Below are 20398 nucleotides of genomic sequence, written 5' to 3'. Positions count from 1 at the left end.
TGATAATCAAAACCCTTAAGCCCTAACTAACACCCTGTTTTTCAACAAGTTTTTATCTGCATCACCGCCGATGGATGTGCATTCTACACTATCCCCATACCTTTGCAATACCCCAAAACCCTTTTTTTCTCCTTTCGTTCGTTTATTCAGCATTTCTACCCTATTTTTATTATTGTTGTTTGTTTTTTGAGCAAAGTTGTTATTATTTCTAGTTCACACAGCGAATAAGTTGCTTTTCTTTGTATGCTTTTACGTTTTCAGTAAGTTGATCTACGATTTTTTGTCTGGCCTCTACACTTCCCCATGCTGAATGAGGTGTAATAATTAAATTAGTCAGGTTAGGATCAAGCAATGGATTTCCTGTAGATGGTGGCTCAACTGTTAAAACATCTATGGCTGCCCCTGCAATTGTTCTATTAATTAATGCTGTTGCTAAAGCTTGTTCATTAATGATGCCACCACGTGCCACATTAATTACAAATGCAGTGTTTTTCATTTTTGATAGTTCTTTTTCATCAATCAAATTTTCTGTTTCAGGTGTTAATGGACAATGTAATGTTAGAATATCTACTTGTGCCAACAACTCATCAAGTTGTAAATATCCGTCTTTTTTAGGACGATGAGGAAGTTGACCGATTAAAATTTGCATACCAAAAGCTTGTGCAAGCCTAGCAACTGCCTGCCCAAGTTCACCATAACCCAAAATTCCTATCTTTTTCCCAGCAAGCTCCATAATTGGATAATCCAAAAAGCAAAATTGTTCAGATTGTTGCCAACGGCCCTGTTTAACTGCCTGATTGTATTTAATCACTTGTGTGGCTAATGCTAATATTAAACTCATTGTATGTTGTGCTACAGCATGCGTACCATAACCCTGACAATTACATACTGGAATATTTCTTTGTTTTGCTGCGACTAAATCAACATTGTTTGTACCTGTAGCAGAAATAAGAATTAACTTTAAATTTGGTAATTGTCGAATAGTATGTTCACTTAGAGAACTTTTATTGGTAATCACAACGTCGGCATTTTTTAAACGTTCTATAATTTCTTCAGACTGTGTTGATGGATACAAATAGAGTTCATCAAATTGTTGTTTTAACTGATTAAAATTTAAATCACTTTGATCTAGACTGGCATAATCCAGAAATACTGCTTTTAATGACATTTTTGTAGTCCTTAAAACTTAAATAAAGTATACTTTTTACACTCTCATCTTAGAAAGACTCATTTCAAAAGTAAAGTGAACTTTATGAATGATAAGGAGTAAATAATAAAAGATTAATGCCAAGATTTTATTTTTTTAAATAAAAGGTATGCTATCTTCTATTTAAAGTAAACTTTAATAACAGGGGAGGAATAAAGAGATGAGCATGAATACTGTGACGCCAAGAATGACTCATTTATTTCAGCAATTAGGATTAGATTCAAGCCAGCTAGCTATAGAAGAATTTATTAAGAATCACCAATTGGATGCTCAAACCTATATTACTGATGCATCTTTTTGGAATGAGGCACAATGTGCATTTATTAAGGAAAAAATTTCAGCTGATGATAATTGGGCAACAATCGTAGATCAGCTCAATGAATCATTGCATGAAGATTCGGTAAAACTTTAAGTTGTGATTAAAAACATAGAGTAAGTGGCCTAAAATTAGCGCCACTTATTTTTTTTGTATTTGATAATAGTATTCTTTTTTCCCTTCGATATCTTGTTCTTGTTGTTGCAGTAAGGTATGTCCTAGATGCATACAAAATTTTGGAATATCCCAAGAAGTTGATGGATCAGTTGCAAAGACTTCAATAACATCACCTGATTGTGATTTACGAATGGCTTGATGTAACATCATTACGGGTTCAGGACAGCGTAAGCCTCGAGTATCAAGCTGTTTTATAGATATGGTCAATGAATCTGGCATTATCAGGACTGGATAGTTAAGTTATACGGTCAGGTATTTTAACATAATTTATTTATCTGTCAGGAAATTAAATTTATTGACAAATCATCAATAAAAATCAAGTTGTTTTAGATGCAACTCTGTATTTTCTTCGGTATGATGAAGCTGACTTTTTCCTGATTTGCATTTTTTAGGATCCCTCATGCAAGAAGAATCTAGCCCATCGTGGACACGAGGCTTGAGAAAGTGGTTACATACCGCCCCAGAAACTCGTGATGAATTATTAAAGCTAGTACAAGATTCCCGTAAATTTTTAGAACCTGATACTGTTGCCATGTTAGAAGGTGTACTTGATCTTCCAGCAACCAAAGTTCGTGAAGTGATGACACCGCGCACAGCGTTGATTAGTTTACAAGAAGATGATGATTTACTTGATATTATTCATGTTTTAATTGAATCTGCACATTCACGTTTTCCTGTTTTTTCCAAAGATAATGAAGACACTGTGGTTGGTGTTTTATTAGCCAAAGATTTATTGCCATTTTTAACTGAACGCCGTACACAAAAATTAGATATTAATGTACTAATGCGTCAGCCTTTGTTTGTTCCTGAAAGTGCACGTTCTGATCAGGTGCTGCGGATGCTCAAAAATACTCAGTCACATCTGGCAATTGTGATTGATGAATATGGGACAACATCGGGTATTGTCACACTGGAAGATATTCTGGAAGAAATCGTTGGTGAAATTGAGGATGAACATGATGAAGCTGATCAAATTGCACAATTTATTCAACCAGATGACCAAAATGCATGGATTGTACAAGCTTTAACTCCTATCGAACATTTCAATGATTTAATGAACACACATTTTTCTGATGAAGAAGTAGAAACAATGGGTGGCTTATTGCTTCAGGAAATTGGTTTGGTTAATGATTTGCAAGGTCAAATTGTAGAACTAGAAGGCTGGAATTTCCAGATTCTCGAAGCTGATTCTCGTACTATTCATTTGATCCGAGCTGTTCGATCATGAGATCATTTTTTGATAAATTAAAAACAGCTCCAGCAACTCAAAAAACACACCGTATCTCATTGGGATGGGTGTGTTTTATTGCATTAATGGCGGGGGCAATTTTACCTTTTGCATTAGCACCTTATCATTTCTGGTGGCTCGCAATTTTATCTCCTGCACTCTTATATGCCTGTTTACACCAACGTTCCAGCAAGCATGCTTTTCTGATCGGCTGGGCTTTTGGCTGTGGCTTATGGTTTATTGGAGCATTCTGGTTATATACTTCCATTCATATCTATGGTGATACTTCATCAGTATTATCTGTCATATTGATTGCATTAATGGCCAGTATCATGGGGCTTTTTAATGCAGTACAAGCTTGGGTATATCGCCGTTTTTTCCCGGAAACACCTCTGACATTTACGCCACTCTGGGTTATATTTGAATGGTTAAAGACCTGGTTGTTTACCGGTTTTCCTTGGTTATTTGCTGGTTACGCATTTACCAATTACGGCTTGGATGAATACGCACCATTATTTGGTATTTTTGGTGTGTCATTTGTGGTGATTTTAATTGCTACTGCTTTTACCGAATGTTTATTTGGTAAACGTTTTTGGCTAATTCCGATAGTCTTGGTCATTCTAGGTGCATGGGGTGCCAAACAATTACACTGGGTCAGCACAAAAACTGAAGCGCCGTTATCGGTTTCGCTTATTCAAGGAAATATTCCTCAGGATTTAAAATGGCTCACAGAATATCAAGCACAAACTTTAAGTATTTACGCTACGCTCAGTCAGAATGAATGGGGACGGGATCTGGTGGTGTGGCCAGAATCATCTATTCCAATGTTTCAAACTGAGATTCAACCATTTTTGGATTCAATGAGTACGCAGGCAAAAATAGCACACTCAGCATGGGTAACAGGAATTCCCTACTGGCAGGAAGTAAAATCACCAGATAAGTATCCACAATACTATAATGCGATTATGGCATCAGGAATGGATACACAAGGGTTATATTTCAAACAACGTTTGGTGCCTTTTGGCGAATACATTCCTCTTGCTGGTACTTTAAAGTGGTTATTGCCCGGCTTGCAGCAAGGCATATCCAGTTATAGTGCTGGTCACGATCACCAAACACCATTAATGATCAAAAATCATCGACTAGCTGCCGCAATTTGTTATGAAATTGCTTATCCTAATCTAACTAGGCAAAATGCCAAGGATAATGACTTTCTGGTAACTATTTCTAATGATGCATGGTTTACTGGTACCACAGGCCCATGGCAACATTTGCAAATGGTACAAATGAGAGCCAAAGAAAATGGGCGCTGGATTATTCGGGCAACCAATACTGGTGTGACAGCAATCATCAATGCACAAGGTCAAATTGTTAAACAATTACCAGTAGATACACGCGCTGTTTTACGTGGGGATTTACCAGCAATGACTGGAGAAACTTTGTATAGTCGTCTGGGGGACTGGAGTATTTTGGTTTTAAGTCTTTTGTTATTACTATTAGGGATTGGCTTTAAACCGGCTGTTGTAGACACATCATATAAACAACGTCGTTAAATAGAATAAAAAATCCGATCAATATTGACCGGATTTTTTATGTATGCTGACATAAAGCGAATGCAAATAAGGAAACAAAAAACAGCATAGGCACATGTCGATAAAGTCTAAGAACAATTTGTTGTGTCGGATTGACCGCTATAGAGGTTTGCCAGATGGTCATTTTCAAAGCTGCGGTGAATGCAATAATGATGGTTGCACTAATTAAACTAATCCCAATAAATCCAACCATGATCTGACTACTTCCCTGTACGCTTCCAATCATTTGTGCCAAAAAATGGCTGATAGGCAATATCAAAAAAGTAAGGAAAACTGTTTTAAGAACTGCCCAATGCATTCGACTTAATTCATCGGGTAGAAAAAATGTTCGCATCTCCCTCTCCTTTGTCTGCTGGCATCTTAAATAAATTATGCCGATATTCTCAAATAAACATAAGCCTATATCAATTCATAATTTATATTTATTGTTAAGGACAGCATTAATAATCATTAACAAACATAAAATAAAATCTTGATAAGTTAAGTTTTTATTAAAAGTAATAGATTCAACTTTTTCTTATACAGAAAATATCTTAGGACTTTTTTATATTTATTCTTATAAAACTTCAAAATCAGAACAGTATAAATATTTTCATAAAATGTTTCTTTTTATTAGGATCTGTTGCTATTTTAAATAATTTCAACTGTATGATTTAATCAAAATACCTAAGCTCAGATGCTTTCATTTTGTGATCTTGCCAGTTTATATTACGCTTTGATCACGATAAATATTGAGATTTTTATGACTCAGATTGAGCAAAGCCATCCTTATCGAGTACGTGTCGCTCTCGCTGTGCATTTATTTGATCTGATCGATTATGAAATTTCCGCCACTCATTTTGCCCAAGCAAAAATTGGCACACGCATCGTTGTACCATTTCGCAAAAAACAAATGATTGGCATTATTGTAGAAAAGTTGGATTGTCATGTGCCTTTTTCTGCTGAGTTTCAGTTAAAGCCTGTTGCCAAGTTATTCGATGAAGCAACTTTACTGGATCAAGCAACATTGCAGTTATTACAATGGGCAGCACAATATTATCAATCTCCTGTTGGCGAAGTCATTTTGTCTGCATTACCTAACGTGCTCCGCCAAGGACGACCTTATGATTTACTCACCTTTTACTGGAAAATTACAGATCTCGATGGCATAACTTTATTGAAAAATGCACCAAAACAATTAGAAGCCTACCAAAGCATCAAATTACATCCTCAGGGTGCACCTGAAGCCATTTTGAATTTATCCGGAATCAACGCAGCACAGCTTAAACAACTAGAACAAAAACATTTAGTTGAAAAAATCATTCGTCCCATTAATTTTAGTCCAAAACCAATGCAGTTGGCGCAAATGCCGCTTACTGCCAATCCTGAACAAGATCTCGCTATTGATCAAATTCGACAAAAATTGGGACAGTATGCTGCTTTTTTACTAGATGGAGTAACAGGTAGTGGTAAAACTGAAGTGTATTTACAAGCCATGCAAACTGCACTTGAACGAGGGCAACAAGTATTGGTACTGGTGCCCGAGATTGGCTTAACGCCTCAAACCATTGAACGTTTCCGAGCACGCTTTCATGTAGATACAGTGCTTTTACATTCCGGATTAAATGATTCACAACGCTTACAAGCATGGCAACAGGCTCAAACCGGTAAAGCCAGTATCATTTTAGGTACCCGTCTCGCCATATTTTGTCCATTACCGCGTCTTGGTCTGATTATTCTGGATGAGGAACATGATTTATCTTATAAACAACAGGATACTTTTCGTTATCATGCCCGAGATGTAGCGTTATATCGGGCTTACAAACAACAATGTCCAGTCGTTTTAGGTTCGGCCACACCAAGTTTTGAAAGTCTGGCTTTAGTACAACAACATAAAATGCAGCATTTGCATTTAACTCAGCGTGCTGGTCTTGCAAAACCTGCTAAATTTCAATTGATTGATTTAAAGACTGCCAAGAAAACCCAAGGACTGGCAGATGTTTTAATTGATGCTATTCGAGAGCAACTGAAAAAAGATCAACAAGTATTGGTATTTATTAACCGCCGTGGTTATGCACCTGTATTAATGTGCACAAGCTGTGCATGGCAAGCTGATTGTCCACATTGTGATGCACATTTAACCGTGCATTATCATCCTTATACCCAATTGCAATGCCATCATTGTGGCTATCAACAAGCATTACCAAAGCTTTGCCCATCCTGTCAATCTGAAGAGATCAAACCAATTGGTCTGGCAACTGCCCGTCTTGAAGAAACATTATATGAATTATTCCCAGATACTGCTATTTTCCGGGTAGATCGGGATACCACCACTCGAGTCAATAGCTGGAAGAATATTTATAGCCGTGCCCAGAAACCCGGGGCTGCTATTTTTCTAGGAACACAAATGTTGGCAAAAGGTCATCACTTTCCTTATGTTGGATTAGTCACTATTCTGGATATCGATGCGGGATTAATGAGCAGTGACTTTCGTGCCCCAGAACGTACTGCACAGCTTATTTTACAAGTTGCAGGACGTTCCGGCCGAGGACATATCACTGGTCAGGTTCTATTACAAAGCCTGCGACCTGATCATCCATTATTACAAATCCTGGTCAAGCATGGTTATGCAGCTTTTGCTGATCAAGCGTTAAAAGAACGACAACTGGCAGCATTACCTCCTTATTCTTATGCAGCCATGATTCGTGCCGAAAGTAAACAAGCACAATATAATCTGGAATATTTACATCACGCCCTGAATATGTGGCCACAATTTGGCACAAGCAAATTACAGGTTTGGGGGCCTATTGAAGCACCCATGCAAAAGAAAGCTGGATTTTATCGCAGTAATCTGATTTTGATGTGTCATTCCCGACCAGCATTTCATGAACAATTAAGATTATGGTGGCAATGGCTATTTAAACAACCTCGACAACATCAACTTCGTATTACGCTAGATATTGATCCACAGGATTTAAGTTAAAATGTTTTATCTCTATGCTTAAACGACTAAACTTGAAACTGAATCAAGCCTGACTTTATAAAGTGAAATATAAGATTTGGCTTGATGTGATCTTAAGTTTTATTACTAAACACCTTTATAATTTTACTGATAGTGTCAATTACACCCTGAGAGCCTAAACCAATCATGTCAATGCTGTTACAAGTCACCCTTTTTATTGCTACGGCGCTAATTCTGGTTCCCTTGGGAAAGCGTTTTGGCATTGCAACGGTTCTAGGTTATTTATTTACAGGAATTTTACTCGGACCAAGCGCACTCAATCTTGCCAATGACCATGAAGAAATTCTGGAATTAGCTGAATATGGCGTCATCATGTTGATGTTTTTGATTGGCTTGGAATTGCGACCACAGCGTTTATGGCAAATGCGACAATCCATTTTTATTCTGGGTGGATTGCAAATGGCCATTACTGGCTGTGTATTGATGCTAATTCTCTGGCTAATTTTACCGATTTCATTATCTGCAAGTCTGGTGGTCGGTTTTGCATTGGCTTTGTCCTCTACTGCTTTTGTGTTGCAACTACTGGAAGATCGAAAACAAATCAAAACCTTCTATGGGCAACAATCTTTTGCCATTTTGCTATTTCAGGATATTGCGGCAATGGTTTTGCTGGCCATGATTCCTTTATTGGCTGGCCATGAAACCGCGCATCACGGTATTGCATATTTTATGGCAGTGATTGCATCATTTTCCGGTTTGTTTTTATTTAGTCGTTATATTCTAAGACCATTATTTCGTTTTGTCGCCCAAAGTGGTGCCACTGAACTCTTAACCGCAGTTGGATTGTTTATTGTTTTAGGGGTGGTGGTGCTTATGGACACCATTGGAATTAGTACCACACTTGGTGCATTTCTGACAGGTGTATTACTTGCCGATTCAGAATTCCGTCATGAACTTGAAGCTAGTATTCAACCATTTAAAGGTTTGCTACTAGGGTTGTTCTTTATGACGGTTGGCATGGGTATCAGCCTGAATATTGTCGTAGAGCAACCTTTACTAATTCTTGGTGGCACCATTGTACTGATGCTGATAAAAGTATTATCGCTGACCGTAATGGCCTATTTTCGTAAGCAATCCTTTGCCAATAGTTTAAGACTAGGAATAGCGCTGGCACAGGGTGGTGAATTTGCATTTGTGGTCTTTAGTGCAGCAATTGCTGAGAAAATGATTGAACCTCCAATGCTTGCACCACTCACCCTGATCGTGACATTTTCCATGATCTTAACACCAGCACTTTTCTGGGTTCTCGATCGTTTTATTGAACCTATTTTTGCCAAACAGGCAACTCATCCAAAATATGATGATATTCCTGAACATCAATCCCCTGAACCATACATTGTTATTGCTGGTTTTGGTCGTGTGGGACAAATTGTCACACGAATTGCGCACATCCACCATATTCCATTTACAGCGATCGACAATAATATTGATCAGGTCGATTTTGTTCGTCAATATGGAGGAAAAGTTTACTATGGCGATGCCACCATGCCTGAAATTTTAAACTCTGCGGGCATTGCTAAAGCAAAAATCTTTGTACTAGCGATTGATGATGTGGAGGATGCTATGAATGTTGCACGGCATATTCGCCTGCATCACCCACAAGTGACTATTCTAGCAAGAGCCAGAGATCGGCATCATGTGCATTTACTTCGGGAAATTGGTGTCAAATATATTTGGCGAGAAACTTATCTGTCTTCGTTGGCAATGGCACAACAACTTTTATTGGAACTGGGAACAGACCCAATCCGTGCTCAGGAAGAAATTCAAAGATTTCTTGATTACGATGAACAACTTCTACAATTTCAACAGGGCATCTATGCTGATCCACAAAAATTAATTGAATCTAACCGTGATATGCTGCAAGAATTAAAGAACTTGTTTGAAAATGATGAGTTTGCACAAAAACAGGATCCTGAAGTGTTTATTAGTGCACCAACTGCTGAAAATGACGACAGTTCGTCTCGCCAAACTTGATATTTATGCTTTTGTCACCACTTATGCCTGATTATGGAGAAGATTATGACTGATGTCCGCCAACGTTTTTATATTCATGACTGTCCTATTCGTGGTGAAGTAGTGCATTTGCAACAAACCCTGAGCACCATTTTATCTCAGCGTGAATATCCACTGGCCATTCAGATTTTACTGGGTGAAATGTTGGTTGCCAGCAGCTTGCTCGCCAGTACATTAAAAATTCAGGGGCGACTCAGTATTCAGATTCAGGGTTCCGGCAGTCTAAAATGGGCAATGGCTGAATGTAATCATTTAGGTGAATTGCGTGCATTGGCTGAATTTACTGAAGATGATCGTTTTGCTACGGCTGAAGACAGCAGTATTGCGCTTTCCAGTCTACAAAATGGCGTATTATTTATTAATATTGAACCTGATATGGGTGAACGCTATCAAGGGATTGTTCCACTTGAACATGCAACACTAGCACAGTGTTTAGTTCAGTACTATGACTTATCGGCACAAATTCCAACTCGAATTGTATTGGCAAGTGACCATAAAACTGCCGGAGGATTGTTGATTCAGTTATTGCCTCGTACTGAAGAAGAACAGGAAACAATTGATCAGGATTTATGGCCTCGTCTGACGATGCTTACTGAAACGCTCAAATCAGATGAGTTAATTCATTTACCGGCTGAAGAAATTCTATATCGCCTTTATAATGAAGAAGATGTACGCTTACCTGAGGCTGAACAATTAAATTTTGGTTGTACCTGTTCCAAGGAACGCTGTGCCAATGCTTTATTGCAAATTGGAGCAGAAGCCGTTAAGGAAACCTTAATGGCTCAAAATCCAATCGAAATGAATTGCCAATTTTGTAATGCACAATACCGCTTTAGCGCTGAAGAAGCTCTGGGTTTGTTTGGTCAACATGTCAGTTAGATTGATCATTTAAAAATTAAAAACGCCCAGATTTTGTCTTTGGGCGTTTTTTATTGCTTATTTATTTTATTCTTGAATTTCAAGTGCTTTAGGATGTTGTGCAGTCTGTGCCAGTTTTAAATATTTTGCTTGGGATTTTTTATTTTTACGTACGCCAATCCCCTCTTTATATGACTCATATAAAGCAAAATACGCATCAGCATCACCCTGTTCACCCGCCTGATTTAACAGTTCTACGGCTAATTTAGCATCGGCGTCAACCCCCAAACCATCACGATAAGCAATACCCAATAGATAACCTGCACGAATATCACCACGAGCCTTAGCATGTGTAAACCATTCAATAGCTTCCGCAGGCTGATCATGATTTTGACAGTAAATTCCCATACACATCATGGCTTTAGGATGCCCTGCCTGTGCTGCGGTATTCAATAATGGTAAATGTTGCTCATGCTCAACCGGTAAGTTTAATGCCAAGGCAAAAATTGCATCAACATTGCCTTGCTGCGCTGCCCGTTCAATCCAGCGAAAACCTTCCTGACGATTAACTTCAACGCCAATCCCTTGTGTTAAACATTGTCCTAATGAAAATTGTGCTGAAGCAACCCCAGCATGTGCAGCCTGAGCTAAAAGTTGTAAAGCTTGTTGTAATAATTGTTGTTTCTGAGCAGAATCCGTAATTTGATCAACCTGTTGCAACACTACCAATGCTGCTTGATAAGCAGCTTCATTATGCCCCAATTGTGCAGCTTTTAGCATATATTGTTGTGCCAGTGCTGCATCTCCATCAGAATCCTGATATTCCACTAACGCACGTACATGACAGCCAATCGGATTATTTTGTTGTGCAGATTGTTGTGCCAGTTGCTTTGCTTGCTGTAACTGTCCGTTTTTAAGATAGCGAAATGCCAATAAGCCGGCAATATACGGATCATCTTGATTCGCCTCAAAAAAATTCTGCACTTTATCCTGATTAAACTCCTGTGCATCATTTAGACATAGCAAGCTTTTAACATGATGATGTTTTTTATAATTATCTTTAAGCAATTGCAGACTATGTTCAGGTTCCTGCTGTATCCGTTGTGTAGCATAAGTAAACGTTGCCTCAGGATTATGCAAATCTACAGCTTTTTTCAAAAATTGCTGTGCTTTCTCCGGTTGAGCTTTAACCCCCAATCCCAGTTCAAACATTTTTGCCAACTCATAAAAACCGTATGAATCCTTACAAACATTTGCTGCGTGTTCAAAAAATAAAATCGCTTTAGCCGCATCTTTTTGTACATAATGACCATTTAAATACCAGTGTGCCAACAAAATACTGGCAGCACCAATGCCCTTATTGGAAGCTTCCATCAACAAATTGATACGGCTGGTCGATTCTAACTTATTAGGGGCAATGCCTTTACGCTCAAAATGCTCTACGATCTGAAAACAGGCAACTGGATCACCCTGCTGAACTTTTTGTCTGAGTTGTTGTTCAAATGCTTCCAGTGATTGTTGTTGGGTTATTTGTTCAGCCATGATTAATTGGTCCAAAAAATTCAGAATGTTATAAAATGAGAGTAATTCTACTTTGCAGCATGCAATCCCTCAACCATTCTTAGCAAAAAACTGCATCTGTTTATTTATTGATAAAGATATTGCTGGGTCAAGATGCCTAAAAATGTCATACACACAGCACCAACAACATGAATTGTCACTGCTAGACATGCCATGCCCAATCGCCCTTGCATTAATAGCGTCACAATCTCAGCAGAAAATGTGGAAAATGTCGTTAAGCCGCCACAAAAGCCCGTGACAATAAGAAGTTTATAATTGGGATTTAGGCTACTATGCGTGAAATAAGCGATCGCAAAACCAATAATAAAGCCACCAATCAAATTCACAAAGACTGTGCCTAATGGAATTGCCGGATAAATTGAATTAAGCTTTAAACCGATATACCATCTTGACCAACCACCAATCACAGAACCTATGGCAATTGAAAGTAATGTGTAGAACATTTTAGATCCTCCTAATATTTTTAGGATATGGAGGATGCATGACTACGCACCCTCATCAATATGGGGTTACGTAGGCATCATTAGCCAACAATTGGCGGTTTGTATAGGGAAGTATGCCATTTCCCGATGGATCAAAGTATAAATCCAAACGATACAAATACAATTACTGTTTACAATATTTAAAGCAAAGCTTATTTAAAAAATCTACAGTCGCATAATGTACTACTCAATAATATTGTCTGCATTCATAAAGCTTGTTAAGCTGCTCAAAATCTTTAAACTTAGAGGAAAATATGGCTCAGGACTTACTTGCCCAACTAGATGCAGGCACTGCAAAATTTGCTGATGTGATTGCGTATATTGATGCACGTTACACTTATCATGCCAAAGCATTTCAAAACGGTAGTCAGCACAATACAGCGGAGCAAAACCAAGGTAGTGCCAAAGTATTCAGTTTTGCAAAATTAAATAACTTAGACAAAAATCAAACCTTACAACTATTTGCAGAACATTATCAATCTGTATTAGCAACACCAGATCACATAGATCATCAAAACATTCGTCAGTTTATGCAAAATGGCTGGGAGGGAATCAAATTTGAAGGTCAAGCATTACAGGCAAAATAATGTCTTGAAACGACCTTAACGTTATCAGGTCATTGACAATAGTTATAGCCATGACCTGACTAATTGACTGCTCCACTTTATGTTTATTCTGGTCGCTCAGCATATTGTGGCAAGTCATCATAAATGCACTCCCACTCTGCTTTGGATGCAACAAAAATATGCTTGGCAGGTCGTTGTGATAATATCGTATCCAGCGTACCCACACGCAAGCGGAAGTATTCCGGCATATCTTCTCTAAGACTTACAATTGGTGAACCACATTCACTACAGAACCACCGCTGGGTAATGGCTGTAGACTGAAATTTTTTAATGCAAGATTCACCCTGTAAAAATTTAAACTGCGCACGGTGTACTGGAGCAACCACCGCAAATGCGCTTCCTGTTGTCTTACGACAACGCTGGCAATGGCATTGCAGAATTTCACCAATATCGCCTTCAATTTTGTAGCGAACAGCCGAACACAAACAACTTCCCACATATTCCATCAGTATATCCTCAAAGTTTTTTTAATCTATTTACACAAATAAGTAGAAACACCTTCTCCTACCCATCGCCCTGTCGCTAAACAAGCAGTTAACAGATACCCTCCAGTTGGGGCATCCCAATCCAACATTTCACCACAAGCAAACCAATTTTGATGGGTTTTAATACGTAAATATTGATCTAAAGCATCCAGGCGAATACCACCTGCACAACTAATTGCTTCCGTAATCGGTCTAAAGTCATGAACATTTAATGTAAGCTGTTTAATATGCCATGCCATTTTTTTAGGATTCGTCCAATCTTGTTTGCATACAATTTCTCGTAATAAAGCAATTTTGGTTTTATCCAAACCGGCTTTTTGCCATCGCGTATTGAGGGACTGTTTTTTACCCAGAGAAAGTTTATCTTCCAACTCAAGTACATCAACATCCGGTAATAAATCCAGAAATAATGTGGCTACCGCATTATCTTGTAATTGCCGCCTAAGTCCACGATTACAACGATAAACCAAGCCACCTTCCAAGCCATAGTGACTAATCACCATTTCACCAAACTGCGCCTGTTGATTGCATGTCCAAGCTTTAATTCGTTTTAATGGCTGCCCAAAATAAGCTTGCATATACGTTGACCATGATTGGCATACCCCCACATTACTGCCTTGAAATGGATTAAGCTGCGTATCATTTATCCAGCCTTGCCACAATCCATCGCTACCTAATTGTGGCCAAGATACCCCTCCACAGGCCAAAACCACCACATCAAATGTAGTGACCCATGCTTGTTGTGTATTTAAGTCAATTCCTGAAAGTTTATGCTGTGTTAAAGCTGTGACCTGATGTCGATAATGAAATCTTATCCCACGTTGTTGTAACCGCTTTAGCCATGCACGTAATAAAGGTGCCGCTTTCATTTCTTTGGGAAAAATTCGACCTGAACTCCCCACATAAGACTGTATACCTAGCCCCTGCATCCATTCCCGAATTGCCTGCGCATCGAATGTTTTAATCATTGGGCTTAACCAGTCGTTATGATCATAACGTGCTATAAACTGTTCAAAAGGCTCATTATGGCTGATATTTAAACCTGTTTTACCCGCCATTAAAAATTTACGTGCAGCAGATGGCTTTTGTTCATAGATAGAAATATCATCAAATCCTAACTCTGTCAAACGCTCTGCACACGCCAAACCTGCCGGACCTGCACCAATAATGACAATTTTTGCATTCATGGCATGACTGTTCCAGCTTGTGGCAAGGTATGATCAAAACGGGTTTGGTAACCTTGTGGCTTGGTTATTAATAATTGCTGGCATAATTCACCACGCTGTAGATATTTAATTTCAAAGTGTGTGCGAGCAGACTCCTTTACAATTTTCTGTTTTTGATAAGGTAAATGCCAAACATGCAGAAGCTGCTGCTCTGCTTCATCAATATATTCTCTGATATTACTCGCCAAGGTAATTTGACCACCAGCTTTTAAGCGTGACAATAAATACTCAAAAAAAGGCATATTCAGCCAACGCTGTGCAGGATTATGCGGTTCGGGATTCGGATAAAGAATAAAACACTGCTGAACCTGTTCTGGATACAAAGCATGTACGACCCATGGTATAGCATCAGCATGAACAGGTTGCAAATTATGCAATGCCAATTCCTGATGCTGTCTAAACATAAACTGAAATTTTTCTGCTGTACGTTCAATGGCAATCAAATGCTGATTTGCATGCTGTGATGCAAACAGACAAGCATGTTTACCTTTTCCAGCGCCAATTTCCAAACAAACCGACTGATCGGTGATAGCTTGAAAATTTCGAGGGGCTTTTAAATATTGTGGTTGAAATGGACGGATATCAGGGATTGTCATAGACCGATCACAACAAAGAACATGCATTAAGTCTAACAATTACGTTACAATTTGTCTGTTTTGATTGCATGAGTATTAAACAATGAATCAACCCCCTAAAACTTTTGCTTGCCCCCGTTGTGGCCAACCCAGCACATGGCACGATAACCTATTTCGTCCGTTTTGCTCCGAACGTTGCAAACTCGTTGATCTTGGCGCATGGGCCAATGGAGATTATAAAATTCCGACACAGGATTCACCATCTTTAAATACGCCTGAATATGATCAGGACTAGCGATGTATTCTGTCATGAAAAATTATAAAATCACTCCATTCACAAAAAATTAATGCACTCTAGGGTAAAAAATGATTTCCTCAATGCATAAACATATTCCTTATCAATTACATATTGCCGTTACACAAATTGATCCACAATTGGATCAGGCATGGGAACTTTCCTTACAAAAAATTTTTCTACAACTTGATGAGGAAATGCGAGAAATTATTTATAAACAAATTCTTCAAGTAAAAGAGATTCAATGGAATAAAGTTCATAACACATTCTCATATCATCCTCGCACCGAATTTTTTGATACGATTGATCAAATTGGGCATGATGGGATAAGAAACCTGGCAAAAAAAGTATTCAGCTCTTTATCCGAACTGGACAAATATAAAAATGCACTGGAAATTGCAGATTTTCTGGAAATTATTCTCAGACAAATTGATAAAATAGATGTTAATGAAAACCTTAATTTACAAAAAATTAAACAAAAAATTCGTAAAGGTTTTATTTATAAAGCAGCCAATATTATTCTGAAAAAAGAAACTATTGAAATACCCTTCAATCAACGCAACATCACCACGGAACAGTTAAAAAGTTTTTTTAATGAGGTTTTTTTAAAACAACAACTTTTAGGCTACTGGTTTAAAACATTACGTCCCTATCAACTGGCAGAACAACCTAAAGCATTATTTAATACTTACTTAAAGCAACAGCAACAAATTCGACAACTGGAAATTGTAAAAACATCAAAATTTATTTTCATACTGGCACCGACAGCATCCCAACAATCAAATCCTTTTTCTGCCCGTCGCTTCTTACAAGAAGATATTATTGAAACAGCTTCTCAACATATTTATCTTAATGGCATCATACTGGATTTAACTTTACTGGATAATGAGCAACATATTCAGCAATTTAAATCACAAATGCAAAGAATTATTAGTATAGAAAAACAAATTAGTAAGCCGATCAGCGATTTAATCAGTCATTTTGAAGAATACAACAGCCAAATGTTATTACCTTTTCTTTTTCAACCATTCGATGCCACGGGATTAAATATCGAAAGCATTATTCGGGAACGGTTACTGGAATTTGAACAACGTTTAAGTATTAACATCCTAGAGCCTTTGGCAAAATACTTAAGAAGTAATAACTTACATCAAGATGAATGCAATTATTTATTCATCAGTATTAAACAAATTATGTCTGATATCATTAGTTATTTTTATGATTTTCAAAATCAACCCGCCGTCATTTTTGATGAACAAGTAAATAATTTCTCTGCCCGTTTACAAGCCTACCTTACTTTACTAAAAAAACGTTCAACACATATCTTTAAAATATCCTCAACTGAAGAATGGTATATAGAACACGAAAATGCATTAGAACCTATTCAAAAATTAAAACAGATTGGTAAACAAAATTTGCAGGCCTATCTTGATACATCCAAGCAAATCAAAACCTTGCAACGCAAACAAGATGAAGGTAATTACGGTTTTATGGAGCGCCTATTCAACAAAAATAAAAAAATTGAAGAAAATATTCGACAACTAAAAAATAAAATAGATTTAATCAAAGAATCTGCATTTATTGAGATATTAAGAATTCCAAAGGAATATTCCAATTTATCTGTTTATCTGGAATTTGAAGCTTTAATTTCAATTAATAATAAAGAGCGGCATTATGCATTTCCTACCGGAGATAATGGTATCTCAAGATTACCAATATTAATTAAACTACCTGAAAATCGTAAAGAATTTAATTTACAAGAGTTTATTAATGCTGCCGAATATGATTTAAGTTTGCACAAGCAGGAGTGGGCAGCTTTTAACAGATAAAAATGATGATTTTTCAAAAATCAATATTAGTAAATACGAATTAGTACTTTGATATTTTTGCCCCTCATTCCACGTCATGAATTCTTTGAGTATATCTGAGACCAGAGCTACAAGAACAAATAAAGGCAACGAATACAAAAGCCAATATTCCAAGAAAATCAAATGCTCAGTGCAACAATAATCATATGGACTGGAATTGATATAAAATTAGGTACTTAGTGGAAAATAATATTGCAAGATTGAAGCAATTTAGAGGAATAGCAACTCGATATGACAAACTAAAGCGTAATTATGAAAATGCCATTGCTTTAGCTTGTATATAGTAAAACTGCTATAGATAACATACAATAAACAGATGAGTTACTCAGAACATTTTAGAAAGAAAGTATTGGCTAAGCTTGAGGAAGGATATTCCATTCGAGCCGTTGCGACACAATTCGAAATTGACAAAAACACGATTGTTAAATGGAAAAAACGTATAGAGATCAAAAGAACTCGCCCACGTAAACCTTCCAAAATTGATGATGATGCTCTACGAGCAGATGTGGAAAAATATCCGGATGATTATCAATATGAACGTGCAGCACGTTTTAATTGTGGCGTCTCATCTATAGGCGATGCCTTAAGGCGTTTAGGGATTACAGTTAAAAAAAGACCTTACGCCATCCGCAAGCAAAGCCTAAAATCAGACAACAATACCTGAAAAAACTAGACCGACTAAAGGTCAAACACCCCATTGTTTATATTGATGAAAGTGGCTTTAGATCACATGAACACAGACCTTATGGCTACTCCAGGCAAGGGACACCTTGTTTTGGAACATACAATTGGCAATTAAAGAACCAAACCAATGCCATAGGTGCAATTTACCAAGGTCAGTTATTTGCAGTAGGTTTATTTGATTGTAAGATCAATTCGGATGTCTTTTATTTTTGGGTTGAAGAATTTCTAATAAAAGAGTTACCAAAGCATAGCGTTGTGGTGATGGATAATGCAGCATTTCATAAGCGTCAAGATATAGAGGAGTTACTCAAGCAAAATGGTCATCAAATACTTTGGCTTCCACCTTATAGTCCTGACCTTAATCCTATAGAAAAAATGTGGGCATGGGTAAAGAAGAAAAGGAAAGAATGGTTAGTCGATTCGATTGATGTATTATTCCAATTATTTTTTCATATTTGTATGCGGTTTTAAACGGATCTACTATATACATTTGGTTGCCTTTATGAAATATCAACAGACCCTAAGTATTTTTTGATAAAAGCATACTTTCACCATCAAATTTAATATAACGAATATTTTTATAAAATAGACAGAAAAATAAAGGAAAGACCTAATCTAGATAGCACATATGCAAATCGTCCTGATAATTTAGAAAAATCTCTTTCAATAAAAAATATTCTAAGGCCGACTTTATTCAAATCCAATTTTTCATTATACCTAAAAATATCATAGCTAGCACATAAAAATAATAATCCAATAAAAAACAATGCATTATTAAAGTTAATTATTACTATTCCCACCTGAAAAATTATCAGTCCTAGAAATAGAATTAACCCTAAAAAAACTTCAAAAAAAACATATGCCTTCTCCAATACCCCGAAAAAAAATAATTATGAATAAGTGGTAATTTCACTTCAGAAACTGGATTATGTTTAATCCATTTTTTCTCAATGCACCAGGAAAAAAATGAGGACAATGTGGAAAAATCACGACGGACAGAACTGGCTTTTAATGGCTTTATTGATCGTTTCATCACCTTATCACGATATTCCACCAAACAATCAGAACTGTAATTGACCAATGGCTAATCAACATGAGGGAGAACGTTTTGGAAATACTTTATTCGCTGCATCTCTTTTTTGGCAGTCTTCTTAAATTGTGAAACATCATTGCTATAACGAGTTAATGCCTCATCAACCGTCAAAATAGTTTTTTTCTTTAAAGCAATCTCGGTATTGTGGTTCAGAATAAAATCCCTTTCTTGAAGAACAGCCCACTTCTTTGCATCCTTTTCAGTTGCATGAACCTTTGTCTTTCTAAGACCCTCAAAACGAACCTCGGCTCGCCATTTACCACTCTTTAATTGATATATGGTGATGTACTGCATCTCAAAACACTCAAAACAAGTCAAATTGTGTGTGTAACAGACCAAAATATACCTAAAAATACCCGAAAAAAACCGAAACCCCTAAAACGAAAAAATCCCGAAGCCTTGATATATAAAGGCTTCAGGGTTTTGTGTAATAATCTGTTAACCTACAGATGGTCCCGAGGGTCGGAACCTCATTAGCGTTATATAACAAATAGTTCACTGTCTTTAGGCGGAGAATTGGCGGAGATAGCACGATATACAGTGAGAAATACAAAGTTAAATCACGAAATATAGTGATAAATAAATACCGGATATTCTGATACAATCAAAATGCAAAAATTGAATGTTTTGAAAAATTAGGGGTATTCTCGGAAAAGGGTAACAAAGGTAACAAGAACTTAAAAATTATATTTAAATATATGTTTTATATAATTAAATAACTAAATCACAAAAGGTAATTTCATGGTAACTTAAAGGTAACAAATTACCATTTAAAAAGGTAATCTAACATTACCTTTTATATATATGATTTATATATATTTCTTTAAAAAATCACGATTCTTGTTACCACAAATTACCCTAACAAGGTAACTAAAATTAATACATATTATTCAATAGCTTATATTAATATTTTTGATGTATTTTTAACGAATTACCTTTTACCCTATCTTTTTATAAATCACGATTCATCATGATTTTTATCTTCCGCTTTTTGTGCTGTAGAAGATCGTAGAATGCTTGTAGAAATATGCAGAATGACATTACAAATCGATAACACTAGATCCAGTTATATATAGCCTAGAGCAGCAATA

At 36.9% G+C, this 20398-nt stretch carries 20 protein-coding genes, 1 pseudogene and 1 riboswitch; of the genes and pseudogenes, 12 read left to right on the top strand and 9 right to left on the bottom strand.

From position 1 onward, the window contains the following. Positions 1 to 208 precede the first annotated feature (208 nt). Entirely contained in the window at positions 209 to 1168 is a 960-nt protein-coding gene (locus F4V57_RS07725) for a 2-hydroxyacid dehydrogenase (protein WP_070069754.1), read from the bottom strand. Between the two features lie 205 nt (positions 1169 to 1373). Between F4V57_RS07725 and F4V57_RS07720 the strand changes: the two genes are divergently transcribed. Next, a complete protein-coding gene (locus F4V57_RS07720) occupies positions 1374 to 1619 on the top strand; it encodes a DUF2789 family protein (protein WP_070069791.1) in 246 nt (81 codons plus the stop codon). 45 nt (positions 1620 to 1664) lie between these two features. Here F4V57_RS07720 and tusA read toward each other — a convergent pair whose 3' ends face one another. Continuing rightward, on the bottom strand, positions 1665 to 1919 hold the full coding sequence (tusA, locus tag F4V57_RS07715) for a sulfurtransferase TusA (protein WP_070069755.1): 255 nt from the start codon (positions 1917 to 1919) through the stop codon (positions 1665 to 1667). A gap of 181 nt (positions 1920 to 2100) precedes the next feature. On the opposite strand from tusA, the gene F4V57_RS07710 reads away from it, so the two are divergent. After that, positions 2101 to 2928 carry an HlyC/CorC family transporter gene (locus tag F4V57_RS07710; protein ID WP_070069756.1) on the top strand — a complete coding sequence of 276 codons (828 nt, stop codon included), beginning with the start codon at positions 2101 to 2103 and terminating at the stop codon, positions 2926 to 2928. Further along, on the top strand, positions 2925 to 4481 hold the full coding sequence (gene lnt, locus F4V57_RS07705) for an apolipoprotein N-acyltransferase (RefSeq protein WP_070069757.1): 1557 nt from the start codon (positions 2925 to 2927) through the stop codon (positions 4479 to 4481). The genes F4V57_RS07710 and lnt overlap by 4 nt, the downstream gene beginning before the upstream one ends. A gap of 37 nt (positions 4482 to 4518) precedes the next feature. Here the strand turns inward: lnt and F4V57_RS07700 are convergent, their stop codons facing one another. After that, positions 4519 to 4854 carry a hypothetical protein gene (locus tag F4V57_RS07700; protein ID WP_070069758.1) on the bottom strand — a complete coding sequence of 112 codons (336 nt, stop codon included), beginning with the start codon at positions 4852 to 4854 and terminating at the stop codon, positions 4519 to 4521. A 402-nt stretch (positions 4855 to 5256) separates the two neighbouring features. Here F4V57_RS07700 and F4V57_RS07695 point away from each other — a divergent pair, with 402 nt between their 5' ends. The 3 genes from F4V57_RS07695 (at position 5257) to hslO (ending at position 10413) form a co-directional block, all read left to right on the top strand. Then, the gene (locus F4V57_RS07695; RefSeq protein ID WP_455423259.1) at positions 5257 to 7482 is read left to right on the top strand and encodes a primosomal protein N'; all 2226 of its coding nucleotides are present in this window, start codon (positions 5257 to 5259) and stop codon (positions 7480 to 7482) included. 165 nt (positions 7483 to 7647) lie between these two features. Next, positions 7648 to 9495, top strand: a complete 1848-nt coding sequence (locus tag F4V57_RS07690; RefSeq protein WP_070069760.1) for a monovalent cation:proton antiporter-2 (CPA2) family protein — start codon at positions 7648 to 7650, stop codon at positions 9493 to 9495. 45 nt (positions 9496 to 9540) lie between these two features. Next, the gene (gene hslO / locus F4V57_RS07685; protein ID WP_070069761.1) at positions 9541 to 10413 is read left to right on the top strand and encodes an Hsp33 family molecular chaperone HslO; all 873 of its coding nucleotides are present in this window, start codon (positions 9541 to 9543) and stop codon (positions 10411 to 10413) included. Between the two features lie 66 nt (positions 10414 to 10479). On the opposite strand, the gene F4V57_RS07680 is transcribed toward hslO, so the two are convergent. Further along, a complete protein-coding gene (locus F4V57_RS07680; protein ID WP_070069762.1) occupies positions 10480 to 11934 on the bottom strand; it encodes a tetratricopeptide repeat protein in 1455 nt (484 codons plus the stop codon). A 104-nt stretch (positions 11935 to 12038) separates the two neighbouring features. Then, on the bottom strand, positions 12039 to 12416 hold the full coding sequence (gene crcB / locus F4V57_RS07675; protein WP_070069763.1) for a fluoride efflux transporter CrcB: 378 nt from the start codon (positions 12414 to 12416) through the stop codon (positions 12039 to 12041). 64 nt (positions 12417 to 12480) lie between these two features. Next, positions 12481 to 12549, bottom strand: a riboswitch (Fluoride riboswitch). Positions 12550 to 12709: 160 nt separating this feature from the next. Between crcB and F4V57_RS07670 the strand changes: the two genes are divergently transcribed. After that, positions 12710 to 13042 carry a HopJ type III effector protein gene (locus F4V57_RS07670; protein WP_070069764.1) on the top strand — a complete coding sequence of 111 codons (333 nt, stop codon included), beginning with the start codon at positions 12710 to 12712 and terminating at the stop codon, positions 13040 to 13042. A gap of 83 nt (positions 13043 to 13125) precedes the next feature. On the opposite strand, the gene F4V57_RS07665 is transcribed toward F4V57_RS07670, so the two are convergent. From F4V57_RS07665 to F4V57_RS07655, 3 genes are read right to left on the bottom strand one after another with little or no spacing between them, the layout of a single operon-like run. After that, positions 13126 to 13527, bottom strand: coding sequence for a GFA family protein (locus tag F4V57_RS07665; RefSeq protein ID WP_070069765.1), 402 nt, complete (start codon positions 13525 to 13527; stop codon positions 13126 to 13128). Positions 13528 to 13553: 26 nt separating this feature from the next. Continuing rightward, entirely contained in the window at positions 13554 to 14753 is a 1200-nt protein-coding gene (locus tag F4V57_RS07660) for a TIGR03862 family flavoprotein (protein ID WP_070069766.1), read from the bottom strand. Further along, complete coding sequence (locus F4V57_RS07655) at positions 14750 to 15388, bottom strand: DUF938 domain-containing protein (protein ID WP_070069767.1); 639 nt, start codon at positions 15386 to 15388, stop codon at positions 14750 to 14752. Before F4V57_RS07655 ends, F4V57_RS07660 begins: the two co-directional genes overlap by 4 nt. Before the next feature lie 82 nt (positions 15389 to 15470). Between F4V57_RS07655 and F4V57_RS07650 the strand changes: the two genes are divergently transcribed. The 5 genes and pseudogenes from F4V57_RS07650 to F4V57_RS07630 all read left to right on the top strand — a co-directional run bounded on the left by F4V57_RS07650 (position 15471) and on the right by F4V57_RS07630 (position 18685). Beyond that, complete coding sequence (locus F4V57_RS07650; RefSeq protein ID WP_070069768.1) at positions 15471 to 15662, top strand: DNA gyrase inhibitor YacG; 192 nt, start codon at positions 15471 to 15473, stop codon at positions 15660 to 15662. An 83-nt stretch (positions 15663 to 15745) separates the two neighbouring features. Further along, entirely contained in the window at positions 15746 to 17491 is a 1746-nt protein-coding gene (locus F4V57_RS07645) for a hypothetical protein (protein WP_070069769.1), read from the top strand. 107 nt (positions 17492 to 17598) lie between these two features. Then, positions 17599 to 17814 (top strand): annotated as a pseudogene (locus F4V57_RS07640) (transposase); the annotation flags it as partial. A 32-nt stretch (positions 17815 to 17846) separates the two neighbouring features. Further along, positions 17847 to 18194 (top strand): IS630 transposase-related protein, encoded by a 348-nt coding sequence (locus tag F4V57_RS07635; protein WP_070069770.1) that lies wholly within the window; start codon positions 17847 to 17849, stop codon positions 18192 to 18194. Beyond that, positions 18176 to 18685, top strand: a complete 510-nt coding sequence (locus tag F4V57_RS07630; protein WP_141729226.1) for an IS630 family transposase — start codon at positions 18176 to 18178, stop codon at positions 18683 to 18685. Before F4V57_RS07635 ends, F4V57_RS07630 begins: the two co-directional genes overlap by 19 nt. A 613-nt stretch (positions 18686 to 19298) precedes the next feature. Here F4V57_RS07630 and F4V57_RS07625 read toward each other — a convergent pair. Further along, positions 19299 to 19601 (bottom strand): hypothetical protein, encoded by a 303-nt coding sequence (locus F4V57_RS07625; RefSeq protein WP_070069772.1) that lies wholly within the window; start codon positions 19599 to 19601, stop codon positions 19299 to 19301. Positions 19602 to 20398 lie beyond the last annotated feature (797 nt).

The sequence above is a fragment of the Acinetobacter qingfengensis genome (assembly GCF_008693185.1).
GTDB classification, from domain to species: domain Bacteria; phylum Pseudomonadota; class Gammaproteobacteria; order Pseudomonadales; family Moraxellaceae; genus Acinetobacter; species Acinetobacter qingfengensis.
Note: the sequence above shows the minus strand (reverse complement) of the source record. Positions and strands in the feature narration are given on the sequence as shown.